Source organism: Acinetobacter sp. RF15B (assembly GCF_007558235.1).
Taxonomy (GTDB): Bacteria; Pseudomonadota; Gammaproteobacteria; order Pseudomonadales; family Moraxellaceae; genus Acinetobacter; species Acinetobacter lwoffii_C.
Genome location: NZ_VLSR01000003.1, coordinates 94,659 through 114,016, shown reverse-complemented (window position 1 = coordinate 114,016; position 19,358 = coordinate 94,659). Strand labels below are relative to the sequence as shown.

Genomic DNA, 19,358 nt, shown 5'->3' with positions numbered 1-19,358 from the left:
CTGAATGTTTAAAGCAGAAAAAATACTTTGGGGTGAGGGACTGTTTTTAAGGCCTCAACATTTTCAGTTACAGGATGCTTATCATGAGCAACGCCTGAATCATACCATTCGTGCAACCTCTCCTTTTGCTCATGGGATTCAGTCGATTGAATTTGATGAAACTCAGCTCGGAATGCAAGTACTGGCCTTAAATAAAGTGGAAATGATCTGGCAAGATGGAGAAATCTATCAGGCTCCTGCACAGGACTTATTACCTGAACCGGTACAACTCGATATTCTAAACTTACAGGGAGAAATGCAAATTTACCTGGCTCTACCAATGGTACAACCCAATAAACAGAATGTTAGTTATAGCGATCAAGCCCAGTCTAGCCGCTATCACTCACATCTCAGTGCAACCCACGACCTGTTTACTGATGCAACTACTGCTGAGATTACCCTGTTGCGACGTCGTGCTGAATTAAAAGTCTTTGAAATCAGTCAGGAACCTCAATATCAGATAGATGGCTATCTTTATCTTCCTGTGGGACGGATTAAAAGACAAAGTTCAGGCAATTTTATTTTTGATCATAAATTCATTCCGCCAATTTTACATATTCAGGCTAATCATAGTCTTTTGCTTAGCTTGCAGCGAACACTCAATATTATTCGAGCAAAGATCAAAACTATCCAGAGCAATAATCGTGAAAACGAACAAAAGCTGATTGAATTCCGCTCTGGTGATATTGTATCTTTTTGGCTGGTCAATGCTTTAAATACAGCACATGCCAGCTTAAATCATATTTTACAATATCCTATCATTCATCCTGAACGTTTATATAGTGAGTTGCTCAGATTAACTGGCTCTTTACTGACTTTTTCTACAGCCTATGAGGTTGATCAGTTACCTAAATATCAGCACTACCAGTTATCTAACAGTTTTAGCCAGCTGGATACTATTCTGAGAGATCTTCTAGATACGATTATTTCCAACCGTTATATCGCTATTCCATTGAAAGAGACCCGCCCATCCTACTGGGTAGGAAGTTTGGAAACCGATAAGATTACTCGAGATACCCGCCTTTATCTGGCGATTTCAAGTAGCGTCATGCCTACACAAGATTTAATTGCTTATGTCCCTATCCGTTTTAAAGTCGGAAATACGGTGGATGTTGAACAGCGCGTGATTGCTGCCCTGCCTGCAATTCCGATCCAGCATTTAGTTCAAGTACCTACTGCAATTCCAGTGCGTTCTGGTGTTAGCTATTTTGAAATTGAAGCAAATAATGAGCTGTATCAGCGTATGCTTGATTCAGAGTCAGTATGTATTTATATCCCGAACGGATTTCAGGATATCAGTATTGAATTAATTGCGGTCATGAAAGGATAAGGACCATGATGAATACAACTACCAGTCCTGGACCTTCTCTATTTGATGATGGACAGATCGGTTCTGGACAGCTTTTTAACCAATCGACAGCTCTAAAAAATAATACGACAACCAACTTGATCGATTTGTTATATGATGGTTTTTATATCGTCTTTTTACTGAAAAATCATTATATTCCTGCTCATCCCGCCTCTTTCCGTGAAAAGATTCTAGAAATGCTGAATTACTTTGAGCATCAAGCACGAAAATTGCAATTTTCTTCAGAAGATATTCAAGATGCCAAGTATGCCTATTGTGCCTTATTGGATGAAACTATTGTCACCCAACAGGATACGTATTTTTTTGACTTGCAAAATTTCTGGATGCTGGATCCCCTGCAATTAAGTTTATTTGGTTCCCAACTGGCAGGTTACCGTTTTTTTGAACAGTTAGCAGAAATCCGTCAGAAAGACAAAGAACGCCTAGCTGCTCTTGAAGTTTATCACTACTGCCTACTATTAGGTTTTCATGGTAAATACCGGCTTGAGTCCATTCATACTTTAAACCAGTTCATCACTCAGGTCGGAGAACAGATTGATTATCTAAAAGGTAAGAAAACTCCATTTTCTCCTTTTGCGGCATTACCCGACAAGATTAGACATATTATTCATCGTGAATTACCTTTTGTATGGATTTTAGTTTTCCTGCTTTTGTTTACAGTCCTGAGTTTTGCCGGACTAAAATATATGCTGTCCAGTGAAGGGACAAAGGTTTTAACCCAATATCAAAATGTGATTAGTATTCCAGCCGAACAGGCTTATATCACGATTCATTTACCTTAGCTAGAATGTTAAAAGACAATATAAACAATACTTTAAAATTCAAAATGATAAAAAACATGTATGGCTTAACTAAAAAAACACGCCGTCTCCAAGCAGGAAAAAACTACTTATTCAATAAATATCATAAAGCTAAATTTGATATTAGTCTGCCTGAATCAGGTTGCTGAACAATGATTCTCATCATTCTTAGCAGCTTTATTTTACTAAGTTTTATTTTGATTCTGATGCAGTTCTATGAATTGAGAATTCAGATACAAAACTTTTTACTAGCATGTGTACCACAAAGTAAAAAGCAGCTCATTGCCATGAGAAAATTTATCCATCAATTTAAATTGGCAGGCTCTCCGGAATATCTGCAATCCCATTGGCATTTACAACAATGGTGGATTTTAATTGCCGGTTGTGTACTGTTTATGAGTATTTTAATTTTTTCATTGACCCGGCCTGTTGCAGCCAGTGTGTCGGAAGCTCGCTATTTAAAGAAAGTTGATCCACAAATATATGCACTTTTAGAAGGTCAGATTTTGACACCACCAGAAGAAGTCGATGAAGGGCTAATCCTGCAAGCTTTACAGGAATATGATGATACGCATCAACCTGTAATCTCTGCCCAAAGTTTTAATCCAAATATTCAGGATGTGCATTTAAGCTATCATCAAAATTTAAACCAGGCTGATCGCAAATGGCACAAAATGAATCCTCGTTTTAAACAACGTTTATTAATGGTATTTAAAATGATGCAGGAACAGCATGGGTATGAACTGGTTCTGCTTGAAGGTTACCGGAGTCCTGAACGGCAGAATTCTTTGGCCACCAATAGCAATATCACGCGTGCCAGAGGTTTTCAAAGTTATCACCAGTTTGGTTTAGCCGCAGATATTGCTTTTAAACGTAATGGGAAAGTGATCATTAGTGAGCGTGACCCTTGGGCTATGCAAGGCTATCAACTCTATGGTCAAATTGCGGAGTCAGTCGGACTAACGTGGGGTGGCCGCTGGAAATCTATTCAAGATTATGGACATACTGAATATCGCATGCCAGGTTTAAAGAAAACGGCTGAGATGGCTCATCAACTCACCAATGAAGGTAACTTACAAGTTAATGCTGCATTGCCTTTACCATAAAAAATGAGCAGATTTCTGCTCATTGCTGTTATTTTTCATCAATAAAGCTTTGCATGTGCGTTAATACATCCGCCGTCTTTTCACCATGTAACCAATGCCCTGCATTTTCAATAACTTCAATTTTTGCTTGACCAAACTGCTCGTGAATTGCGTCAAAGTGTTCCGGTCTTGAAATATAAGATGAATTCGCAGCTCTTAAAAAAAGCACAGGTATTTCATTTTTTTCTATTTTTTCCCAAGCAATAATTTCCTCATAAGAATCAAAAAGCGCCTGAACGTTGAATAACCACTGCCCTTTATTAAATGACTTTAAAAGAAACTGAATCACCATCTCTTCCTGAATATAATCACGCATCATTTGAGCGGCTTCATTACGGGAATTCAGCTGTAACTGTTGAACTTTAAATAAAGCTTTAAAGATTTCAGCATGGTGATTTTCATGATACTGGATGGGTGTGATATCAAGAACAATCATTTTTTCTACTTGATCTGGAGCGAGATCTGCCAACTTCATGGCAATTTTTCCACCCATTGAATGCCCGACTATAATACACTTCTTAATTTTTAAACCAGATAGCGTCTCTAAAATATCTGTGGCCATAAATGCATAGTTCATCTCTGAGGAGTGATCAGATGAACCATGATTACGGACATCCAGTTGAATGACAGTTCTCTGTTTAGAAAAATGTCGAGCTAGCATTCCTAAATTACTCAAACTCCCAAATAAGCCGTGAATAAATACCATAGGCGTTAAATCAGTACTTTCATGTGTTTGTATTTGATAATTTAAGAGCATTTGGGAATTCCGTGATTACTTATTTCAGTTGTTTATATTGGTATGATATTGAAAGATAATCAATTGCTAAATTTTTAAAATATTTCTTTGCTTAGGCTATTTGAGGGGTACGGTCTAAAGCAAAGAACCCCTCTCTACTTTTTTCTTGTTTAAAATTTTATTCTGAATAATAAATAAAATAATTGAATATTTATTCGATAAAGTTGCTAAGAAAGAGAAGTTTTATTTGTTAGGCTCCCCTACTCTTACAAAAGACAGCTGCGGTCATTCCTGAGTTATGCATACTCTGGACCTGACGATCCAGAAATTTTCTGGCAACCATTGCCATAATAGGTGCCATATTCAGCTCATGATTTTCTTCAGATACTTTATGAATCTCCTCATAGGCAGTTAAACGCTGACAGAAAGCCCAACGCTGCTTTTGTACGTCTCCTTCCTGATTGGGTTGATCTAAAATAGCTTTGGTTTCATTTACAATTCTGGTTTGTTCCGCAATAAACTGATCATAAGCAGGCTGGGTCAGTTTCTCTGCAAAAGCAGTCTGATTGCACTGAATCAAACTAAGGATTACACATAATAATAAAGATGAGGTTTTAGTCATTTAAAATCTTCTTTTATTCTTCTTTCCAGACATCTTCGTAATCATCTGCATCAATCATAAAACGGAAGCCCTGCTCCAAAGCTAAATACGGTAAAACTTCAGGAGCTATATCATGCAATTCACGTACAGTCATGGTTTCAAAGGCATCTTCATTAGAGGCCAATTCACCGCCATAAATATACCAGCTAATATTTTCTGCGGTTTCAGGTTTTTTACGGATGCCAACAATAGGATCCTGTTTTAAGGTATGGACAGCCACCGCGACTACATCATCACCACTGACCTCTACATAGGCAGAACCAACCTCTTCACACAACAATTTCTGCTCTGCAATCAGTTCCTGTAACGGCGATAACTTTTGTGTATTTTTCGACATACTTAATCCATTCACTTAAATTAGCGTCTTAGTTTAGCTTAACTTTCAGGATTCGGATGTGTATTTTATCTATTGAAATATGAAATTTTCTGGCTTTAAAAATATTCAAGTGCAGACGAGCGCTTAAAGCTTATAGAAATTAAGCTTTCTTCATCTCTAAATAGTTTTATATAAACCACATGCTCTACACAGCAGAGATCAACGGCGATACAGTTGATTGAGTTTTTTTAGATTCAAGCTCTGGGATTAATTTTTAATAAACTCTAAATCATCTGAATTTACCATATCCTACTTATTGTTAAACACAATAATAGCGCAAAATGATTAAGCATACCGAGTTAATAGATTTACATGATTGCATTTGTGTCAGTTAACCATTCAAAAACAGGTTTGTATCTTATTAATCACACTAAAACATATAGAAACTTATAAGAAAATCTAAACAACATCTTAGAAGTTTTGTAATATCGTTGATATATCCTCGGGAAAATTGGAACTCCCACTTTTATTACTAAAGAAAAACTAATGAATTTTGTCTTATTTTAATGAGGAATATTTTCTTATGGCGAAGAAATGAAATCTTCTTCTTTTTTCTGGTTTTCCTTCTGACTTAAAACAAGAAACAAGCTTTCATAATAGAGTGGAAATTATTTTTAGATAGGATATTTAAAATTTGCTTATGCTATTTATCAATAGGACAGAATGTGGTTTATCATTTTTTAAAAGTGCATAAAAAATCACCCTCACTTATGGAGGATGATTTTTATTAATCAACTAAAAATTCACTTAAAACTTGGCATTTAGAACCTGAGTAGAGACTTTATTTTTCCAAAGCTCGCGTAAGGTTGGCAAGTAAAACTTCTCGCCCAGCTCTACCAGTTCCGCATCAATCAAAGCATGCACATCATGCATAAACAGATAATCCAGCTCAACGCTACTCAGCTTCAGATGTTTCTTCTGATATTCTCTACGCTTCTGCTGAGCCTCTTTCACTAACTGATCAGCAAATGCTCTATCTTTAAACTGTGTAATGGCGTTCAAACGTAATTCAATAATACCCCACCCGGCTAAAAACATCTGGAAAGTTTCAAAATCTTTACTGGTAGATTCCCAAGACATTTCTTCAAGGTTTTCATTTTCTGGCAGTACAGGTAAAATAAGTTCCATTACACTTGGAAAAATTTTCTTAAAATTCAAAATAAATTTAACAGGATGCTCACCTGGATAATCCTTGAATTGCACCTTTTTTTGAACATCTGTTAAATAAATATCTAGCATAAAACAATCATCAGTAGTTAATCTCATCTACTGCTATTGTACGCAAGTCTGGACGAGATAAAAACTACTGCTGAGCCATCTACGTTAAAACAATAACAAAGAGTATGAAAATAAGCTGCCTCAAAAACTTATTATTTTATATTTGGAGAAACCATATTTTCAGGACGAACTACTTCATCAAACTGTTCTTCCGTCACTAAACCTAACTCTACTGCCACCTGTTTTAATGTTTTTCCTTCTTTATAAGCTGTCTTGGCTACCTTGGCTGCATTTTCATAACCAATCACCGGGTTTAATGCGGTCACTAACATCAATGAATCATACAGGAAATGATCAATTCTCTCATGATTCGGCTCGATGCCTACGGCGCAATGGTCATTAAAACTATTACATGCATCTCCCAGAAGTTGAATAGACTGTAATAAGTTATAGGCAATTACCGGCATAAATACGTTTAATTCAAAATTACCCGAAGCACCGGCAATATTGATGGTCGTATCATTTCCTAAAACCTGAGCAACCACCATGGTCATGGCTTCACTTTGGGTTGGATTAACCTTACCCGGCATAATGCTTGAGCCCGGTTCATTTTCAGGAATACGCAATTCACCTAAACCACAACGCGGACCACTGGCCAACCAGCGAATGTCGTTAGCGATTTTATTCAGACTGACTGCAAGCGTTTTTAAAGCACCTGAAGCAAATACTGCTGCATCGCGGCCTGCCAAGGCTTCAAACTTATTCGGTGCCGTGACAAAAGGCAGATCTGTTAATTGAGCTAAAGTCTTTGCCGCTTGAACTGCATAATCTGGATGAGCATTGAGTCCAGTACCTACGGCGGTACCACCCAATGGCAATTCATATAGTCCGAGTAGTGCTTGTTCTAAGCGTAAAATTGCATGATCCAGTTGCGATACATAGCCACTAAACTCCTGGCCCAATGTTAAAGGCGTCGCATCCTGAAGATGGGTACGGCCAATTTTAACAATATCGGAAAATTCCTGAGATTTCGCATGCAAGGTATCACGTAAACGACTGACTGCCGGAATCAGCAGCTCATTAATCTGTAAGCTTGCAGCCACATGAATTGCGGTCGGGAAAGAGTCATTGGTTGATTGCGCACGATTCACATGGTCATTCGGATGCACAGGTTTTTGTGCACCTAAAGGATTACCCAGCTTATGATTGGCAATATTGGCAATGACTTCATTACAGTTCATATTGCTTTGTGTGCCAGAACCGGTTTGCCATACAACCAATGGAAACTGGCTATCCCATTGTCCGCTAATGACTTCATCCGCCGCCCCTACTATATAAGTCGATAGCTCCTGAGGAATCTGCTTTAACTCTGCATTGGTTATTGCGGCAGCTTTCTTGACCAGCCCCATGGCACGAATCATGGTACGAGGTAAATGCTCCTGACCAATCTTAAAGTTTTGCAAGCTACGTTGAGTTTGTGCTCCCCATAGGGCTTCACTTGGGACAGCGACCTCTCCCATCGTGTCATGTTCAATACGTGTTTCCATATTTAATCTCAACTTTATTTTGCATATTGCCAGTAGTTTTCTTATCTAAAATAACGATATTTAAAGATATTTATGGTTATCTTAATCAGCTTAAGCACTCAAGTAAATGATAATTATTATCAAATACTATCCTCTTAAGGTGTTTTGATAAAATAACCATTCATCCTCTAGCATTTTGCTTAAGCTATGCCGAGGCTGCCAGTGCAATAACTGCTGAGCTTTGGTTGTATCTGCACCAAGTTGATCCAGCTCGGCATGAGGATATGGCAAAGCATCTATTGTAGGAATACTGGACTGGGTCACCTCTGCAACCTGATCCAGCAAGTTTTTAATTGAGACCAGTTCACCTGCAATATTAAAAGCCTCACAACATAACTCTTGCTGCTGTGACAACCATTGCAAAGATTTAATAACCGCATCACACCCATCCATTACATGCAGAAAACTTCGCTCTACGGTCTGGTCTGCTGTCATGGCCTGACGGCGTAATTCCAGATATTCTCGCTGATGTGCTCCTACCTGCATCGCCAGAGGTACAATATTTTTCGGTAAAGGTGGAATCCATTCACCTAAAATCCCGCCTTCAAAGGCGCCAGCAATATTGGAAAGTCGCAAGATCGCAATTCGCCATTCATTATCGGTTTTGGCAGTATCCCGAATAATTTCCTCTACCATCTGTTGAGATTTAATATAAGGATTGGGATAAGTATAATTAAAAGGCTGATCTTCATGCAGATCGGCTGCTGAATGGCCATAAACGGCTAAACTGGATAAATGCACCAGATGCCGTACACCGGTACGCTGCATTGCCCGCATCAGGCTCATAATACAGCTGACATTATCGTTATAATAATCAAGAGGCTTTAATACTGATTCTTCCAGTGATTTAAAACTTGCAGTATGAATCACAGCCTGTATGGAATGCAGCTCAAATACTTTATTTAAGGTAGGGGTATTACGAATATCAATTTTAACAAAAGGCACATATCGACCAGAAATATATTCAAGACGCTCCAAAGTCTGCAAACTGGCATTGGCCAGATTATCAACCACAATCACCTCTACACCTTGTGCAAGCAGACTTAATGCAATGTGTGAGCCTAAAAAGCCTAAACCACCCGTCACTAAAATCATTTATACTACCTACTTTCTGATGTAGCCAAGATCAATTCGTTGATGTTGATCAAGCCTGTAGTGAATTTCGATGAGCACTTTAATTCTTGTTACCTCCGCACCGACGTCTATTTATGCCTGGCATGCTTTGGGGCTTGCTCAGGCATTACAGCAAAAACACAAAAAATTTCGCGTATTCTTTTATCAGGACGGTGTCTCGGTCGCGAATGCATTGCAATGGGTACCCGATGACCAGCGCCACCTTTTACGCGCCTGGCAAGATCTGAAAATCCGCTTGCCTGTATGTGTCAGTGCCGCCTTGGCACGTGGAATTACAGATCAGGACAATGCTCAACGTCACAATATTCAACAACATAATCTTGCAGATAGTTTTGAATTGGTCGGTTTAGGTGAGCTTGCCGATGCGGTTCAGTCCTCACAACGTCTTATTCAATTCTAGATGCTTCATTTTTCAGGATGTGTTGCTTTTAAAAGGAATCTTGTGTGAAATCTGTACTTGTTATATTAACTCAGGCCAACTTAAACAGCTTGCAGGTGCATGAAAGCCTGTCTGCAACCATGGTACTGGCCACCTTTGGTTCAGAAGTTAAGATACTGCTACAAGGGGCAGCTTTAAGTTTGCTGCATGCCGACCTGCAATTTGAACAGCGCAAACATGCCTTTAAACTGGCCTCTAATCTGGTAGATAGTTTTGAATTTTATGATCTAACACCGGTTCTGGTAGAGCAGAAAAATCAGGATTCTCCTTTTGTGAAACACAGTGAGCAAGATATTGAGTTTGTCGAGCTGAATCCAGAATTTATTCAAAACTTCGATCATGTTTTGTATTGGTAAGGAATAAGGATAAACTCATGTCAGAAAACACCCTTTACCTAATCCAGTCAGATTATGCAGCTACGGCGTCGATACTGGATCAGCTTACTCAAATTCATTCTCCAGATGATTCAGTGGTTTTGATGGGCGAATCGCTACTGTATGTAGAACACGACTTCTTACAGCAGTTGCCGCGCGTTTATCTACTTGAAAATGATGCTCAGATATTGGTTTCTCCGTTGCCAGAGCATGCCACCTTATTAAACTATGCACAGTTTGCAGATCTATGTCTGGCGTTTAAGCGCTGTATTTCAATGAAATAATCATGAGCCTGGTATGAATTTAGAACTGGATCAAGATGGTCACCTAGTCGACTATACCCTCTGGAATGAGCAAGTTGCCCAAGTACTGGCTGACAGCTTAGAACTTCAATTAACACCTTGGCACCTAGAAGTATTACAGGCAGTGCGCCAGTTTTATCAGCAGTTCGGACATTCTCCTGCTACCCGTCCTCTGATTAAATTTCTGATGAAAACAGTCAGTCCGGAAATTAACAATGCGCTGTTACAGGAAAAATTTAATACTGGACTGGTTGCACGCCATTTAAGCCGTCTGGCTGGCGTTCCAAAACCGGCCAACTGCTTATAAAAAACTACCAGCCCTGCTTTTAAATAAAACAATAAAGACCAAGCCTGCTATCGCGGGCTTTTGGCTTAGCCTTCAAGCTGACGAATACATTATTTGCAGATTTAAGCTAATCCTTTTGTGAAGTAATTCCGTCTTATTTAAATAAGACGGTTGGAATACTGTCCTATTTTATCTTTTGAAAATATGTGGACCAAAAAGCCGTAAGAGCATTCAACGTATAAGGACTCAGATCACTAGATTAAGAGCGATTTTCAGTCAGTCTAGCCCTTTTAGCGATTAGCTCATTTCACAGCTCAGTGAAAAAGCGGCAGGTTTTACAATCTTCTTCTGGTTTATTCATGCTGGGGGCTTGATATAAATTTTAGGCATTAAAAAACCACCTCAAAGGGTGGTCATAAACGGCATATGTCAGATTAAAATAGGTATTGCTATATGAGCTCTTTGCAAGTGGGAAAAAATCATCATCCCAAAAATTAAAAACGTTAAAGCGATTGTAGTCGAGCTATATATTGGCATTTATTCACTTATCATCTGTATAGAGCTACAAGATACTCAAATGAAATTACAAAGGCAAACAATATATTATTTTTAAACAACTTTTTAATGAAAAGCCTGTCAAAGGAAACTTACTTAACCAAATGATTGCTTTACTGCGTAAATCATTATTGATATAACCGCGACAACCAATACTGTCTCGATTTTAGCTATCGTAAAGCATTCTGACTTATTGAAAATATATTTTAACAGTGTTTTGAGATTACATTCTACTCATCTCTTCTTGGATTTTGAGGGGCTTTTAATACTAGAAGAACTAACATTTCGTTAAGCAACTCTACAAAAAATTTCACCCGAAAATCATTTTTACGCAAATCTAGATCCCTATAACTCAAGACTTGACTGTCTTACATATCCCGACAGAGTTGCTACATTAGTAATTTAAGCCATTCTCTACACTGAATTTAAGTTTTAGAAACGTAGAGGAAATTCAAATGAAAAAGTATTCGACAGTTCTATTACTCACCCTATCAGGTTTGATCGGAACAGCTGCTATTGCATCAAAACCCCCAATAGAAGCCACGGCTGCCGCTGAAGCACAGCAAGTTGCTTTAGAATATGCCAGAGAGCAAGCAAAGACCTCAACATCATCTGATAAATAGAATGTAGCCCTCAAATGAGGGCTTCTTTTCCAGTAGTCTGGACCAAGAGTGAAAAATCCAAAACCCTAAGGCAGAAAACCACTCTAGAGAGTGGTTTTGTTTTACCTGGCTTCAAGTTCTTTATGCTTCCAAGACCGATTACTATCGTATGAAAAGCTCATGTTGTCAGATTCATAAGTTCTTTCTTGATGATTAAGCTTTTCAATCATTTCAATCAGAGCACCACCTCCATGGGCCTGCTCTTTGTAAAGTGCTCTCAAAACAAGTTCGGCTGGTTTTCCGATAGCCACTCGATCACTCTCCCAGTTGCGAACTGTGGATTCATTAACACTTAATATACCTGCTAGATTCTTTTGTGAAAGGTTTAGCTCTTTACGCAAAAAACGGATTTCTTCACCATTCAGCTCTGGCTTTTCATTAATCAAGTATAGGCCAATGGTTTTGTGAAGTTCATGAACTGATGAGATTGACACCAAATCGCCATACGCTTCATCAACTTCAATTTCATAACCGTCCAACAGCCAAACATTGCTTAAACCACACTCTTCATAGTGATACATAACTGTGCCTATTCTTTAAATGTAGTAACAACGATTGAGAAGTCCCCATCTTCACGACATCTAATTACAACAGTTGTCGTAATATTTTCCCCAGCGGTTCGAACTGTAACATTTAACTTAGTATCGCCCCGAGTATCTGGATAAGGCCCCTCAGTGATATCCCCATGTTCAAAGCAACAGATGATTTGCTTTAAGGAGATATGGCGCTCTTTCATTCGTTGCTAACATGTGTTGAAAGCTTAATTTTGCTGGTATCTTTAGCCAGCTCTCTAAGCTTTCGCCTAGCCTGGATTTTGGTTAAACACATAAATGATACTTGCAATCAGGATGAATGATTAAGGCCACAACCGCTAATAATTAGTGGTTGAGTTCACTATAATGTCCTGGTGCCATCGTAATCAACAAAATATTTAGGTCGCCTTAAGCAATAAACCAGGCTCACCTGATTTCTTACTCATCTTTTTATACACTTTGTCAATAAACCGTTATCAAAATCTAAGATAAGACCAAAAAAACAGGCAGAAAAAAAGGCACTAATGCTCGATCTGATTCTTTAGTCATTATAAAGCCTGGCCAGAGATTTCATATTGACCCAATCCTTCATAGATCAACAGGAGGAAAGCTCACCCTAGTCACCATCTTCTGCGTCGTTAAGCCTATTGAGTAACTCATCAGGCAGAATGATCTTTTTACTGTGAGCGTACTGAAGTGTCTCAAGAAACGTGACTGGTTGCATAATTAGCGCCAAAAAACTCATCAAAGTGAGTTCTATACCTGTAAATCGAGCACCAAATCATTAATAAGAAGCAGGCATTTCACTGTGTGAGTATTATTATGCGTAACCTTGAAGACCAAGAGCCAAATCTCAATTTTTAAAACTTAATTATTCATCTACAATATCGGCAAATTCTGCCCCTAAAATCCGTGCTAAATCTTGCGGATTTATCCCAATATCAAGCCCCCTTTTCCCACCGCTTACATACATTTTTTCAAGCTGGCTTGCACTAATACAAATTACTGTTTTTAAGCGCTTTTTCTGACCAATGGGACTAATGCCACCGACCATATAACCCGTTAAGCGTTCCGCATGTTTAGGATCTGCCATTTGCAGCTTTTTGCAACCTAAAGCTGCTGCTACTTTTTTCAGATTTAACTGATAATGTACAGGTAGAATTGCGACAAAATATTGTTTCTCATCGGTTACCAACAAGGTTTTAAAAACTTCTGCAACAGCAAGCCCCAGCTTTTCGGCTGCTTCCAGACCAAAACTTTTGGCCTGTGGATCATGCTCATATTCATGGATGCTATATGGAATTTTTTGTGATTTAAGCAGTTTACAGGCTGGTGTCATGGTATTTTTTGAAAAAATAAAACTTAATTATAGCGCTACTCCAGGCGTAGCTTGAAGTACTTGAATAATGTATTAGCATATTTTGCTTTAAATACAAGCAATAAGCTAAAGGAGAAAGTCTTTAACCACTATATAGCAATGTATAAGAAGCTGGCATCACCTGATATTTTGCACATTTCTGCCACTTGAAAAACGCCGATATTTTATACTTTCACACTATCAAGCTGATCAGTTGAGTCAATTGCCGAACCTGGTTTACTTGATTATCAGTGCCATATATCAGCACTAAATGACTGCCTTTTTAATTTTTTACAAGCTGTAAGCTCTCTACAAAGATTTCTGTTTCCAAAACCTTTTCTAGAGTTTGCGTTTATAAAATTTCAGGAAATATAAGTAAAATATGACTTTCCCTCAGCATGCTTAACACCACCAAGTAAGAATTATTATCAGATAAAACAACTAGTTTTCTTTATTTTCTTAAACTTAACTGGTTGACATAAAGCGTTAAGAATAGGATGCTGTTTAAAATTTTTAACAACGACTCAGTTTATAAAACCTCAGTGGTTTAGAACTGGCCAAGATTTAAAATCAACCCTGACTTTTTAAGCCAAAAAATTTTAAGAACATGATCAATACAACGCTTGAGTTCATGAATAAGATTGTATGAAGACAAGATTACACAAACAATATTAACTGTTTTTGCCAATCAGGTTTACAATAAAAAAAATGAAGATTGACCTAGATTTGTAAGTTTTTAACATTGTCAAATCCTTGCAAAGTTTTCATTATATGCCCACTGTTCGGCACACACTTTCTACGTCAATTCAAAGAAATTATAAAAAAAATGTGGGAAATCATGCCATAATAGACAAATTTTGTAGTGATCTTGCAAACTTGTCCTGATACTTTTTAATTGGAGCACATTAGATGAATTCGACCATTCTGGTTATTCACGGACCGAATTTAAATTTGCTAGGAAAGCGCGAACCGGAAGTTTACGGTCATCTAACATTAGACGATATTAACCAGCAACTGGTGGCTCAGGCTCAATCAGCTACTTTACAACTCGACACCTTCCAGAGCAACTGGGAAGGTGCCATTGTTGACCGAATTCACCAAGCTCAACAAGATAATGTCGAATATATCATTATTAATCCGGCTGCCTTGACGCATACGTCTGTTGCCGTGCGTGACGCCCTTCTGGGTGTGGCGATCCCTTTTATTGAGGTGCACCTGTCTAACGTCCACGCGCGTGAGGCATTTCGACACCATTCTTACCTCTCCGATAAAGCAATCGGAGTGATCTGTGGCTTGGGTGCTAAAGGTTATACAGCTGCACTCGACTATGTCATTGAAAAAATACAATCTTCTAAGCAATCTTAATTAGGAATACTGTCTCATGGATATCCGTAAAATCAAGAAACTCATCGAGTTGATGATTGAATCTGACTTACAGGCGCTCGAAGTTAAAGAAGGTGATCAGTCGATTGCTTTAACTCGTCGCAGTCCAGTGGTTGCAGCAGCTGTTCCTGCAATGCCTGCCCCGGCGGCTGATGTTGTTCCGGTGACCAAATCTCCTCGTGGTGCAGTCGAAACCTCTCCAATGGTTGGCGTGTTCTATGCAGCTCCTAGCCCAGGCGAAGCACCTTTTGTCAAAATCGGTCAAACTGTATCTGCCGGTGAAACGCTGGGTATTATTGAAGCCATGAAAATCATGAACCCGATTGAAGCAACACAAAGCGGTGTGATTGAAGAAATTCTGGTAAAAAATGGTGAAGTGATTCAATTTGGCCAGCCACTTTTCCGTTACCGCGCTTAATCACCTCGGGGATTTATAATGTTGCAAAAAGTTTTAATTGCAAACCGTGGTGAAATTGCCTTGCGCATCACACGGGCTTGTAGAACTTTAGGAATTAAGACCGTCGGTGTCTATTCAGATGCCGACAAGGATCTGATGCATTTACGTTTCTGTAATGAAGCCGTATGTATAGGTCCAGGTGCAAGTAGCGATAGCTACCTGAATATTCCTGCGATTATTACTGCTGCGGAAATTACTGGCGCGGATGCGATCCATCCTGGTTATGGTTTCCTGGCTGAAAATGCTGAATTTGCAGAAATCGTTGAAAGTTCTGGTTTTATTTTTATCGGTCCACGTCCTGAACATATCCGCTTAATGGGCAATAAAGTATCAGCCATTACAGCAATGCGTAAAGCAGGTGTACCAACGGTTCCCGGCTCTGCTCATGCAGTGACTCCACAAAATGCGCTGGCTGAGGCCAAAGAGATCGGCTTCCCGCTGATTGTTAAGGCAGCATCTGGTGGTGGTGGTCGTGGTATGCGTATTGTAGAGCGTGTCGATACCCTGCTGGAATCTGTACAGGCTGCGCAGCGTGATGCAGAAATGTGGTTTGGTGATGATACGGTTTATATGGAGCGTTTCCTGCAAAAACCACGTCACGTCGAGATTCAGGTCTTGGGTGATGGGAATGGCCATGCAGTTCATCTGTATGATCGTGACTGTTCATTACAACGCCGTCATCAAAAGGTTCTAGAAGAAGCTCCAGCACCTAACCTGCCAGAACAGGCACGTGCTGACATTCTGGAAGCCTGTGTCAATGCCTGCAAGATGATGCAATACCGTGGTGCAGGTACATTCGAATTCTTGTTTGAAGAAGGCGAATTCTTCTTTATTGAAATGAATACCCGCGTTCAGGTTGAGCATCCTGTGACTGAAATGGTGACAGGGATTGATATAATCGAGCAGCAGCTTCGAATCGCGGCTGGTCTTGGCCTCGATATTCAACAAGAAGATGTGCAGGTAAAAGGCCATGCGATTGAATGTCGTATTAATGCCGAAGATCCTTCAACCTTTATGCCTTCTCCAGGCAAGATTGAAACCTTCTATGCCCCAGGAGGTGCCGGTATCCGTTTAGATTCGCATATCTACCCGGGTTATAGTATTCCGCCCTACTATGATTCCATGATTGCCAAGCTGATCGCACATGGTAAAGATCGTGAAACATCATTGGCACGAATGAAAAATGCACTTGAAGAAATGATTCTGACTGGGATCAAGACCAATATTCCTTTGCACAAGGATTTGATTTTACAAGATAAGAATTTCTCTGAACAGGCAATGGATATTCATTATCTGGAAAAGCATTTGCTTAAGCAACTTGAAGGTGCAGAAGAAAAAGAAGCTGCTTCTTGATCTGTAAACACCTATTAAAAAAACCGCTGAAATTCAGCGGTTTTTTATTTTCTTATGGCAAAACCCGTCTTAATACGGCGAAACACTGTTCTGCTTTTTCATTGGCACAGAAATTGATGGTATAGGGATTTTTCCATTGTACAAAATATTGTGAAACTTCCCCGGACTGATCCACCTGGTTACCGGAACAGTCCTTTTCATTATTGTCATAACGTACCTGCAAGATTAAAGCCGGAATCTGTTCTGCAGGATTCTGGGCAGGCTGATAATCGTAAAGTCCTGAAGTCCACTCCTCTCCACTTTTAATAATCACGCTATTATTTGATTTAAAATTATAATATTCGATACATTTTTTATTTTTTGGAATTTCCATTCCCCATAATCCCACAATTTCGGGACGGGTATTGACTGTAAAAGTATTCGGAATTTCAGCGGATTTGATCGTCGTATCAGAGGCACTTTTATTCTCTGTTGCCATTAGCCAGGGTGAGGTCATGAGTAAGGCAAGGCTAAGACATATTTTTTTCATATTCACCAATATCATTTGAATAAATTTGTTCTAAGTTATCATATTTTAAGGAGATCGTATCTGAGTAAATCAAATAACAGGACCTAAGATACGAAAAATAAATTATTATCACTTTAACCAAAAATATAGATCTCTTTTCTGGTATTTTTTGTATCTATTTTGTATGGATAATTTTAGAAAGGCACGTGGATTTTCGCTCTATATTCAGTGATAAAACAGTTATTTAATCAAGCAACTACAATTAACAAAAGCTCATAAGGTTGGGCGGCCATTATGATTTCACACTCAAGCTTGTAGTAGATATTTTCAAGGTAGATTTAATTAATTGAGTGTAAAGGAAGTGTCATTAGAGTATGAAGAACCCCCTGTAATCGTACAGACCGACTAAATTATATAGGTACATAACTCAATAAAACCCCATGTTCTCCATCAAATGATAGAGTTTTATAGAGGCTGCTCTCTAAGCGTTAGCCTTAGTTCAGACACATCCCAATCATAATCAAGTGGGCTTGCATCCGCAATTGAAATGTTCTACAACCTTGAGACGCAACAAAAATTGAAGGAACACTATGAAATTCGAAGAATATTTACAATATGATGGTCTAGGGCTGGCCGAACTGGTTGCAAAGAAACAGGTACATTCAAGTGAACTTTTGTCGATTGCACTGGAACGCAGTGCAGCAGTTAATCCCGACTTAAATGCCATTATCATTCCCATGCATGAACATGCATTACAACGGACTCAGCAGAAGCTGACAGGGCCTTTTGCTGGTGTGCCATTTCTGGTTAAGGACCTGTTCCAGGAATATGCAGGCTATCCAACGTCTTATGGCTGTCAGGGTATGAAACGTACTGGCTATATTGCCGATACCAATGCTGAAATTGTCAACCGCTGGGAAAAGGCCGGTATTGTCACCTTTGGCCGCACCAATACTCCCGAATTTGGCATTAAAGGGATTACCGAACCCGATGCCTGGGGAAGCTGTAAAAATCCATGGAATCTAAAACATAATAGCGGTGGCTCATCTGGGGGGTCGGCCTCTGCCGTGGCTGCCGGTATAGTCCCTATTGCTGGCGCTGGCGATGGTGGCGGCTCTATTCGTATTCCAGCTTCATATTGTGGTTTATTTGGTTTAAAACCAAGTCGTGGCCGTACTCCGTGGGGGCCGCAAATGAGTGAGGCCATGCATGGAGCAGCGATTCAGCATGTGCTCACCAAAACTGTACGCGATAGTGCGGCTATGCTGGATGCAACGCATGGCGAAGATCATAGTTCACTCTTCAAAATCCAGACTCCGCAGCAACCTTATCTGGAAGCCATCCAGCATCCACCAAAAAAACTGAGAATCGCTTTTAATACCCGTTCTACTATTGGTACCAGAGTTTCCCAGGATGCGATTCAGGCAATTGAACAAACAGCCCGCCTACTCGAGTCGCTGGGTCATGAAGTCGTAGAAGATCAGCCGAATATTGATGGTATGCAATTGGCCAGAGATTTTATTACCACCTGGTTTAGTCAGTTCTCTTATATGCTGGATGAGATTCAAAAAAGTTATCCCTCCAAAACTGGTGATTTTGAACTGGACTCTTTAGCACTCGCAGCCTTTGGAGCCAAAACTACCGCCTTGGAATATATTCATAATTTAAATAACTGGGGACAATATGCGACTCAAATGAATCATTTCTTTGAACGTTATGATCTTTATTTGACACCTGCTACAGCGAGTGTCGCTCCTCAAAATGGTGAAGTGAGAATTCCGGGGTGGCAAAAACCCCTATTAAAGGCGCTCTTAGGCATGAAGAAAGCGCATTTGCTGGCACAAGGCAAACTGGTAGATCAGATTGTAAAAGAAAACTTGAAATGGGTTCCTTTTACCCAGCTGGCGAATATCACCGGACTACCGGCTATGTCTGTACCTTTGTACTGGAATAAACAGAACTTGCCGCTCGGCTCACAGTTTATTGCACCTTTTGCTCGTGAAGATTTACTTTTGCAACTTGCAGCACAATTAGAGCAGGCACAGCCCTGGTTTGATCAATATGCCAAAATTCGTCTTTAAAGTG

General features: G+C 39.4%; 21 protein-coding genes and 2 pseudogenes. 12 read left to right on the top strand and 11 right to left on the bottom strand.

The genetic code is table 11. From position 1 onward, the window contains the following. Positions 1-4 precede the first annotated feature (4 nt). The 3 genes from tssK (at position 5) to E2K74_RS03200 (ending at position 3,314) form a co-directional block, all read left to right on the top strand. A complete protein-coding gene (gene tssK, locus E2K74_RS03210; protein ID WP_151206257.1) occupies positions 5-1,369 on the top strand; it encodes a type VI secretion system baseplate subunit TssK in 1,365 nt (454 codons plus the stop codon). Positions 1,370-1,377: 8 nt separating this feature from the next. After that, positions 1,378-2,190, top strand: a complete 813-nt coding sequence (icmH, locus tag E2K74_RS03205) for a type IVB secretion system protein IcmH/DotU (protein WP_151206375.1) — start codon at positions 1,378-1,380, stop codon at positions 2,188-2,190. A 170-nt stretch (positions 2,191-2,360) separates the two neighbouring features. Next, on the top strand, positions 2,361-3,314 hold the full coding sequence (locus E2K74_RS03200; RefSeq protein WP_151206256.1) for a M15 family metallopeptidase: 954 nt from the start codon (positions 2,361-2,363) through the stop codon (positions 3,312-3,314). Between the two features lie 28 nt (positions 3,315-3,342). Here E2K74_RS03200 and E2K74_RS03195 read toward each other — a convergent pair whose 3' ends face one another. From E2K74_RS03195 to E2K74_RS03170, 6 genes are all read right to left on the bottom strand, one after another. Further along, entirely contained in the window at positions 3,343-4,110 is a 768-nt protein-coding gene (locus E2K74_RS03195; RefSeq protein WP_151206255.1) for an alpha/beta fold hydrolase, read from the bottom strand. Positions 4,111-4,339: 229 nt separating this feature from the next. After that, complete coding sequence (locus E2K74_RS03190) at positions 4,340-4,711, bottom strand: hypothetical protein (protein WP_151206254.1); 372 nt, start codon at positions 4,709-4,711, stop codon at positions 4,340-4,342. A 13-nt stretch (positions 4,712-4,724) separates the two neighbouring features. Beyond that, positions 4,725-5,087 (bottom strand): hypothetical protein, encoded by a 363-nt coding sequence (locus tag E2K74_RS03185; RefSeq protein ID WP_151206253.1) that lies wholly within the window; start codon positions 5,085-5,087, stop codon positions 4,725-4,727. Positions 5,088-5,873: 786 nt separating this feature from the next. Next, the gene (locus E2K74_RS03180) at positions 5,874-6,365 is read right to left on the bottom strand and encodes a hypothetical protein (RefSeq protein ID WP_151206252.1); all 492 of its coding nucleotides are present in this window, start codon (positions 6,363-6,365) and stop codon (positions 5,874-5,876) included. Between the two features lie 131 nt (positions 6,366-6,496). After that, positions 6,497-7,891: a class II fumarate hydratase gene (gene fumC, locus E2K74_RS03175; RefSeq protein WP_151206251.1), complete on the bottom strand. Its 1,395-nt coding sequence runs from the start codon at positions 7,889-7,891 to the stop codon at positions 6,497-6,499. A gap of 126 nt (positions 7,892-8,017) precedes the next feature. Continuing rightward, a complete protein-coding gene (locus E2K74_RS03170; protein ID WP_151206250.1) occupies positions 8,018-9,025 on the bottom strand; it encodes an NAD-dependent epimerase/dehydratase family protein in 1,008 nt (335 codons plus the stop codon). A gap of 70 nt (positions 9,026-9,095) precedes the next feature. Here E2K74_RS03170 and tusD point away from each other — a divergent pair, with 70 nt between their 5' ends. The 5 genes from tusD (at position 9,096) to E2K74_RS14680 (ending at position 11,643) form a co-directional block, all read left to right on the top strand. Beyond that, positions 9,096-9,464 (top strand): sulfurtransferase complex subunit TusD, encoded by a 369-nt coding sequence (gene tusD / locus E2K74_RS03165; protein WP_151206249.1) that lies wholly within the window; start codon positions 9,096-9,098, stop codon positions 9,462-9,464. Positions 9,465-9,508: 44 nt separating this feature from the next. Further along, positions 9,509-9,859, top strand: coding sequence for a hypothetical protein (locus tag E2K74_RS03160; RefSeq protein ID WP_151206248.1), 351 nt, complete (start codon positions 9,509-9,511; stop codon positions 9,857-9,859). Positions 9,860-9,876: 17 nt separating this feature from the next. Next, positions 9,877-10,161 (top strand): hypothetical protein, encoded by a 285-nt coding sequence (locus tag E2K74_RS03155; protein WP_151206247.1) that lies wholly within the window; start codon positions 9,877-9,879, stop codon positions 10,159-10,161. 13 nt (positions 10,162-10,174) lie between these two features. Then, positions 10,175-10,486: a TusE/DsrC/DsvC family sulfur relay protein gene (locus E2K74_RS03150; RefSeq protein WP_151206246.1), complete on the top strand. Its 312-nt coding sequence runs from the start codon at positions 10,175-10,177 to the stop codon at positions 10,484-10,486. Positions 10,487-11,475: 989 nt separating this feature from the next. Beyond that, positions 11,476-11,643 carry a hypothetical protein gene (locus E2K74_RS14680; RefSeq protein ID WP_162850562.1) on the top strand — a complete coding sequence of 56 codons (168 nt, stop codon included), beginning with the start codon at positions 11,476-11,478 and terminating at the stop codon, positions 11,641-11,643. A gap of 101 nt (positions 11,644-11,744) precedes the next feature. Here the strand turns inward: E2K74_RS14680 and E2K74_RS03145 are convergent, their stop codons facing one another. From E2K74_RS03145 to ybaK, 4 genes and pseudogenes are all read right to left on the bottom strand, one after another. After that, complete coding sequence (locus E2K74_RS03145) at positions 11,745-12,203, bottom strand: helix-turn-helix domain-containing protein (RefSeq protein ID WP_151206245.1); 459 nt, start codon at positions 12,201-12,203, stop codon at positions 11,745-11,747. A gap of 8 nt (positions 12,204-12,211) precedes the next feature. Next, positions 12,212-12,510, bottom strand: a pseudogene (locus E2K74_RS03140) (DUF4258 domain-containing protein). Between the two features lie 311 nt (positions 12,511-12,821). Further along, positions 12,822-12,939, bottom strand: a pseudogene (locus E2K74_RS14805) (phage head morphogenesis protein); the annotation flags it as partial. 147 nt (positions 12,940-13,086) lie between these two features. Continuing rightward, positions 13,087-13,554, bottom strand: a complete 468-nt coding sequence (gene ybaK, locus E2K74_RS03130; protein WP_151206244.1) for a Cys-tRNA(Pro) deacylase — start codon at positions 13,552-13,554, stop codon at positions 13,087-13,089. Between the two features lie 927 nt (positions 13,555-14,481). Here ybaK and aroQ point away from each other — a divergent pair. The 3 genes from aroQ to accC are packed head-to-tail and all read left to right on the top strand — an operon-like array spanning position 14,482 to position 16,765. Then, the gene (gene aroQ / locus E2K74_RS03125) at positions 14,482-14,937 is read left to right on the top strand and encodes a type II 3-dehydroquinate dehydratase (protein WP_151203052.1); all 456 of its coding nucleotides are present in this window, start codon (positions 14,482-14,484) and stop codon (positions 14,935-14,937) included. A 16-nt stretch (positions 14,938-14,953) separates the two neighbouring features. After that, entirely contained in the window at positions 14,954-15,373 is a 420-nt protein-coding gene (gene accB / locus E2K74_RS03120; RefSeq protein ID WP_151203051.1) for an acetyl-CoA carboxylase biotin carboxyl carrier protein, read from the top strand. A gap of 18 nt (positions 15,374-15,391) precedes the next feature. After that, positions 15,392-16,765, top strand: coding sequence for an acetyl-CoA carboxylase biotin carboxylase subunit (gene accC, locus E2K74_RS03115; protein ID WP_151206243.1), 1,374 nt, complete (start codon positions 15,392-15,394; stop codon positions 16,763-16,765). 52 nt (positions 16,766-16,817) lie between these two features. Here the strand turns inward: accC and E2K74_RS03110 are convergent, their stop codons facing one another. After that, a complete protein-coding gene (locus E2K74_RS03110; protein ID WP_171480671.1) occupies positions 16,818-17,261 on the bottom strand; it encodes a hypothetical protein in 444 nt (147 codons plus the stop codon). A gap of 602 nt (positions 17,262-17,863) precedes the next feature. On the opposite strand from E2K74_RS03110, the gene E2K74_RS03105 reads away from it, so the two are divergent. Next, positions 17,864-19,354, top strand: coding sequence for an amidase (locus E2K74_RS03105; protein ID WP_151206241.1), 1,491 nt, complete (start codon positions 17,864-17,866; stop codon positions 19,352-19,354). The last annotated feature ends 4 nt before the right edge of the window (positions 19,355-19,358 follow it).

Coding starts and splice junctions, on each gene's coding strand:
- E2K74_RS03185 (WP_151206253.1), bottom strand. CDS start 5,087: ATGTCGAAAAATACACAAAAGTTATCGCCGTTACAGGAACTGATTGCA.
- tusD (WP_151206249.1), top strand. CDS start 9,096: ATGAGCACTTTAATTCTTGTTACCTCCGCACCGACGTCTATTTATGCC.
- fumC (WP_151206251.1), bottom strand. CDS start 7,891: ATGGAAACACGTATTGAACATGACACGATGGGAGAGGTCGCTGTCCCA.
- E2K74_RS03150 (WP_151206246.1), top strand. CDS start 10,175: ATGAATTTAGAACTGGATCAAGATGGTCACCTAGTCGACTATACCCTC.
- E2K74_RS03180 (WP_151206252.1), bottom strand. CDS start 6,365: ATGCTAGATATTTATTTAACAGATGTTCAAAAAAAGGTGCAATTCAAG.
- tssK (WP_151206257.1), top strand. CDS start 5: ATGTTTAAAGCAGAAAAAATACTTTGGGGTGAGGGACTGTTTTTAAGG.
- E2K74_RS03195 (WP_151206255.1), bottom strand. CDS start 4,110: ATGCTCTTAAATTATCAAATACAAACACATGAAAGTACTGATTTAACG.
- E2K74_RS03190 (WP_151206254.1), bottom strand. CDS start 4,711: ATGACTAAAACCTCATCTTTATTATTATGTGTAATCCTTAGTTTGATT.
- ybaK (WP_151206244.1), bottom strand. CDS start 13,554: ATGACACCAGCCTGTAAACTGCTTAAATCACAAAAAATTCCATATAGC.
- accB (WP_151203051.1), top strand. CDS start 14,954: ATGGATATCCGTAAAATCAAGAAACTCATCGAGTTGATGATTGAATCT.
- aroQ (WP_151203052.1), top strand. CDS start 14,482: ATGAATTCGACCATTCTGGTTATTCACGGACCGAATTTAAATTTGCTA.
- E2K74_RS03200 (WP_151206256.1), top strand. CDS start 2,361: ATGATTCTCATCATTCTTAGCAGCTTTATTTTACTAAGTTTTATTTTG.
- E2K74_RS03170 (WP_151206250.1), bottom strand. CDS start 9,025: ATGATTTTAGTGACGGGTGGTTTAGGCTTTTTAGGCTCACACATTGCA.
- E2K74_RS14680 (WP_162850562.1), top strand. CDS start 11,476: ATGAAAAAGTATTCGACAGTTCTATTACTCACCCTATCAGGTTTGATC.
- E2K74_RS03110 (WP_171480671.1), bottom strand. CDS start 17,261: ATGACCTCACCCTGGCTAATGGCAACAGAGAATAAAAGTGCCTCTGAT.
- E2K74_RS03145 (WP_151206245.1), bottom strand. CDS start 12,203: ATGTATCACTATGAAGAGTGTGGTTTAAGCAATGTTTGGCTGTTGGAC.
- accC (WP_151206243.1), top strand. CDS start 15,392: ATGTTGCAAAAAGTTTTAATTGCAAACCGTGGTGAAATTGCCTTGCGC.
- E2K74_RS03105 (WP_151206241.1), top strand. CDS start 17,864: ATGAAATTCGAAGAATATTTACAATATGATGGTCTAGGGCTGGCCGAA.
- E2K74_RS03155 (WP_151206247.1), top strand. CDS start 9,877: ATGTCAGAAAACACCCTTTACCTAATCCAGTCAGATTATGCAGCTACG.
- icmH (WP_151206375.1), top strand. CDS start 1,378: ATGAATACAACTACCAGTCCTGGACCTTCTCTATTTGATGATGGACAG.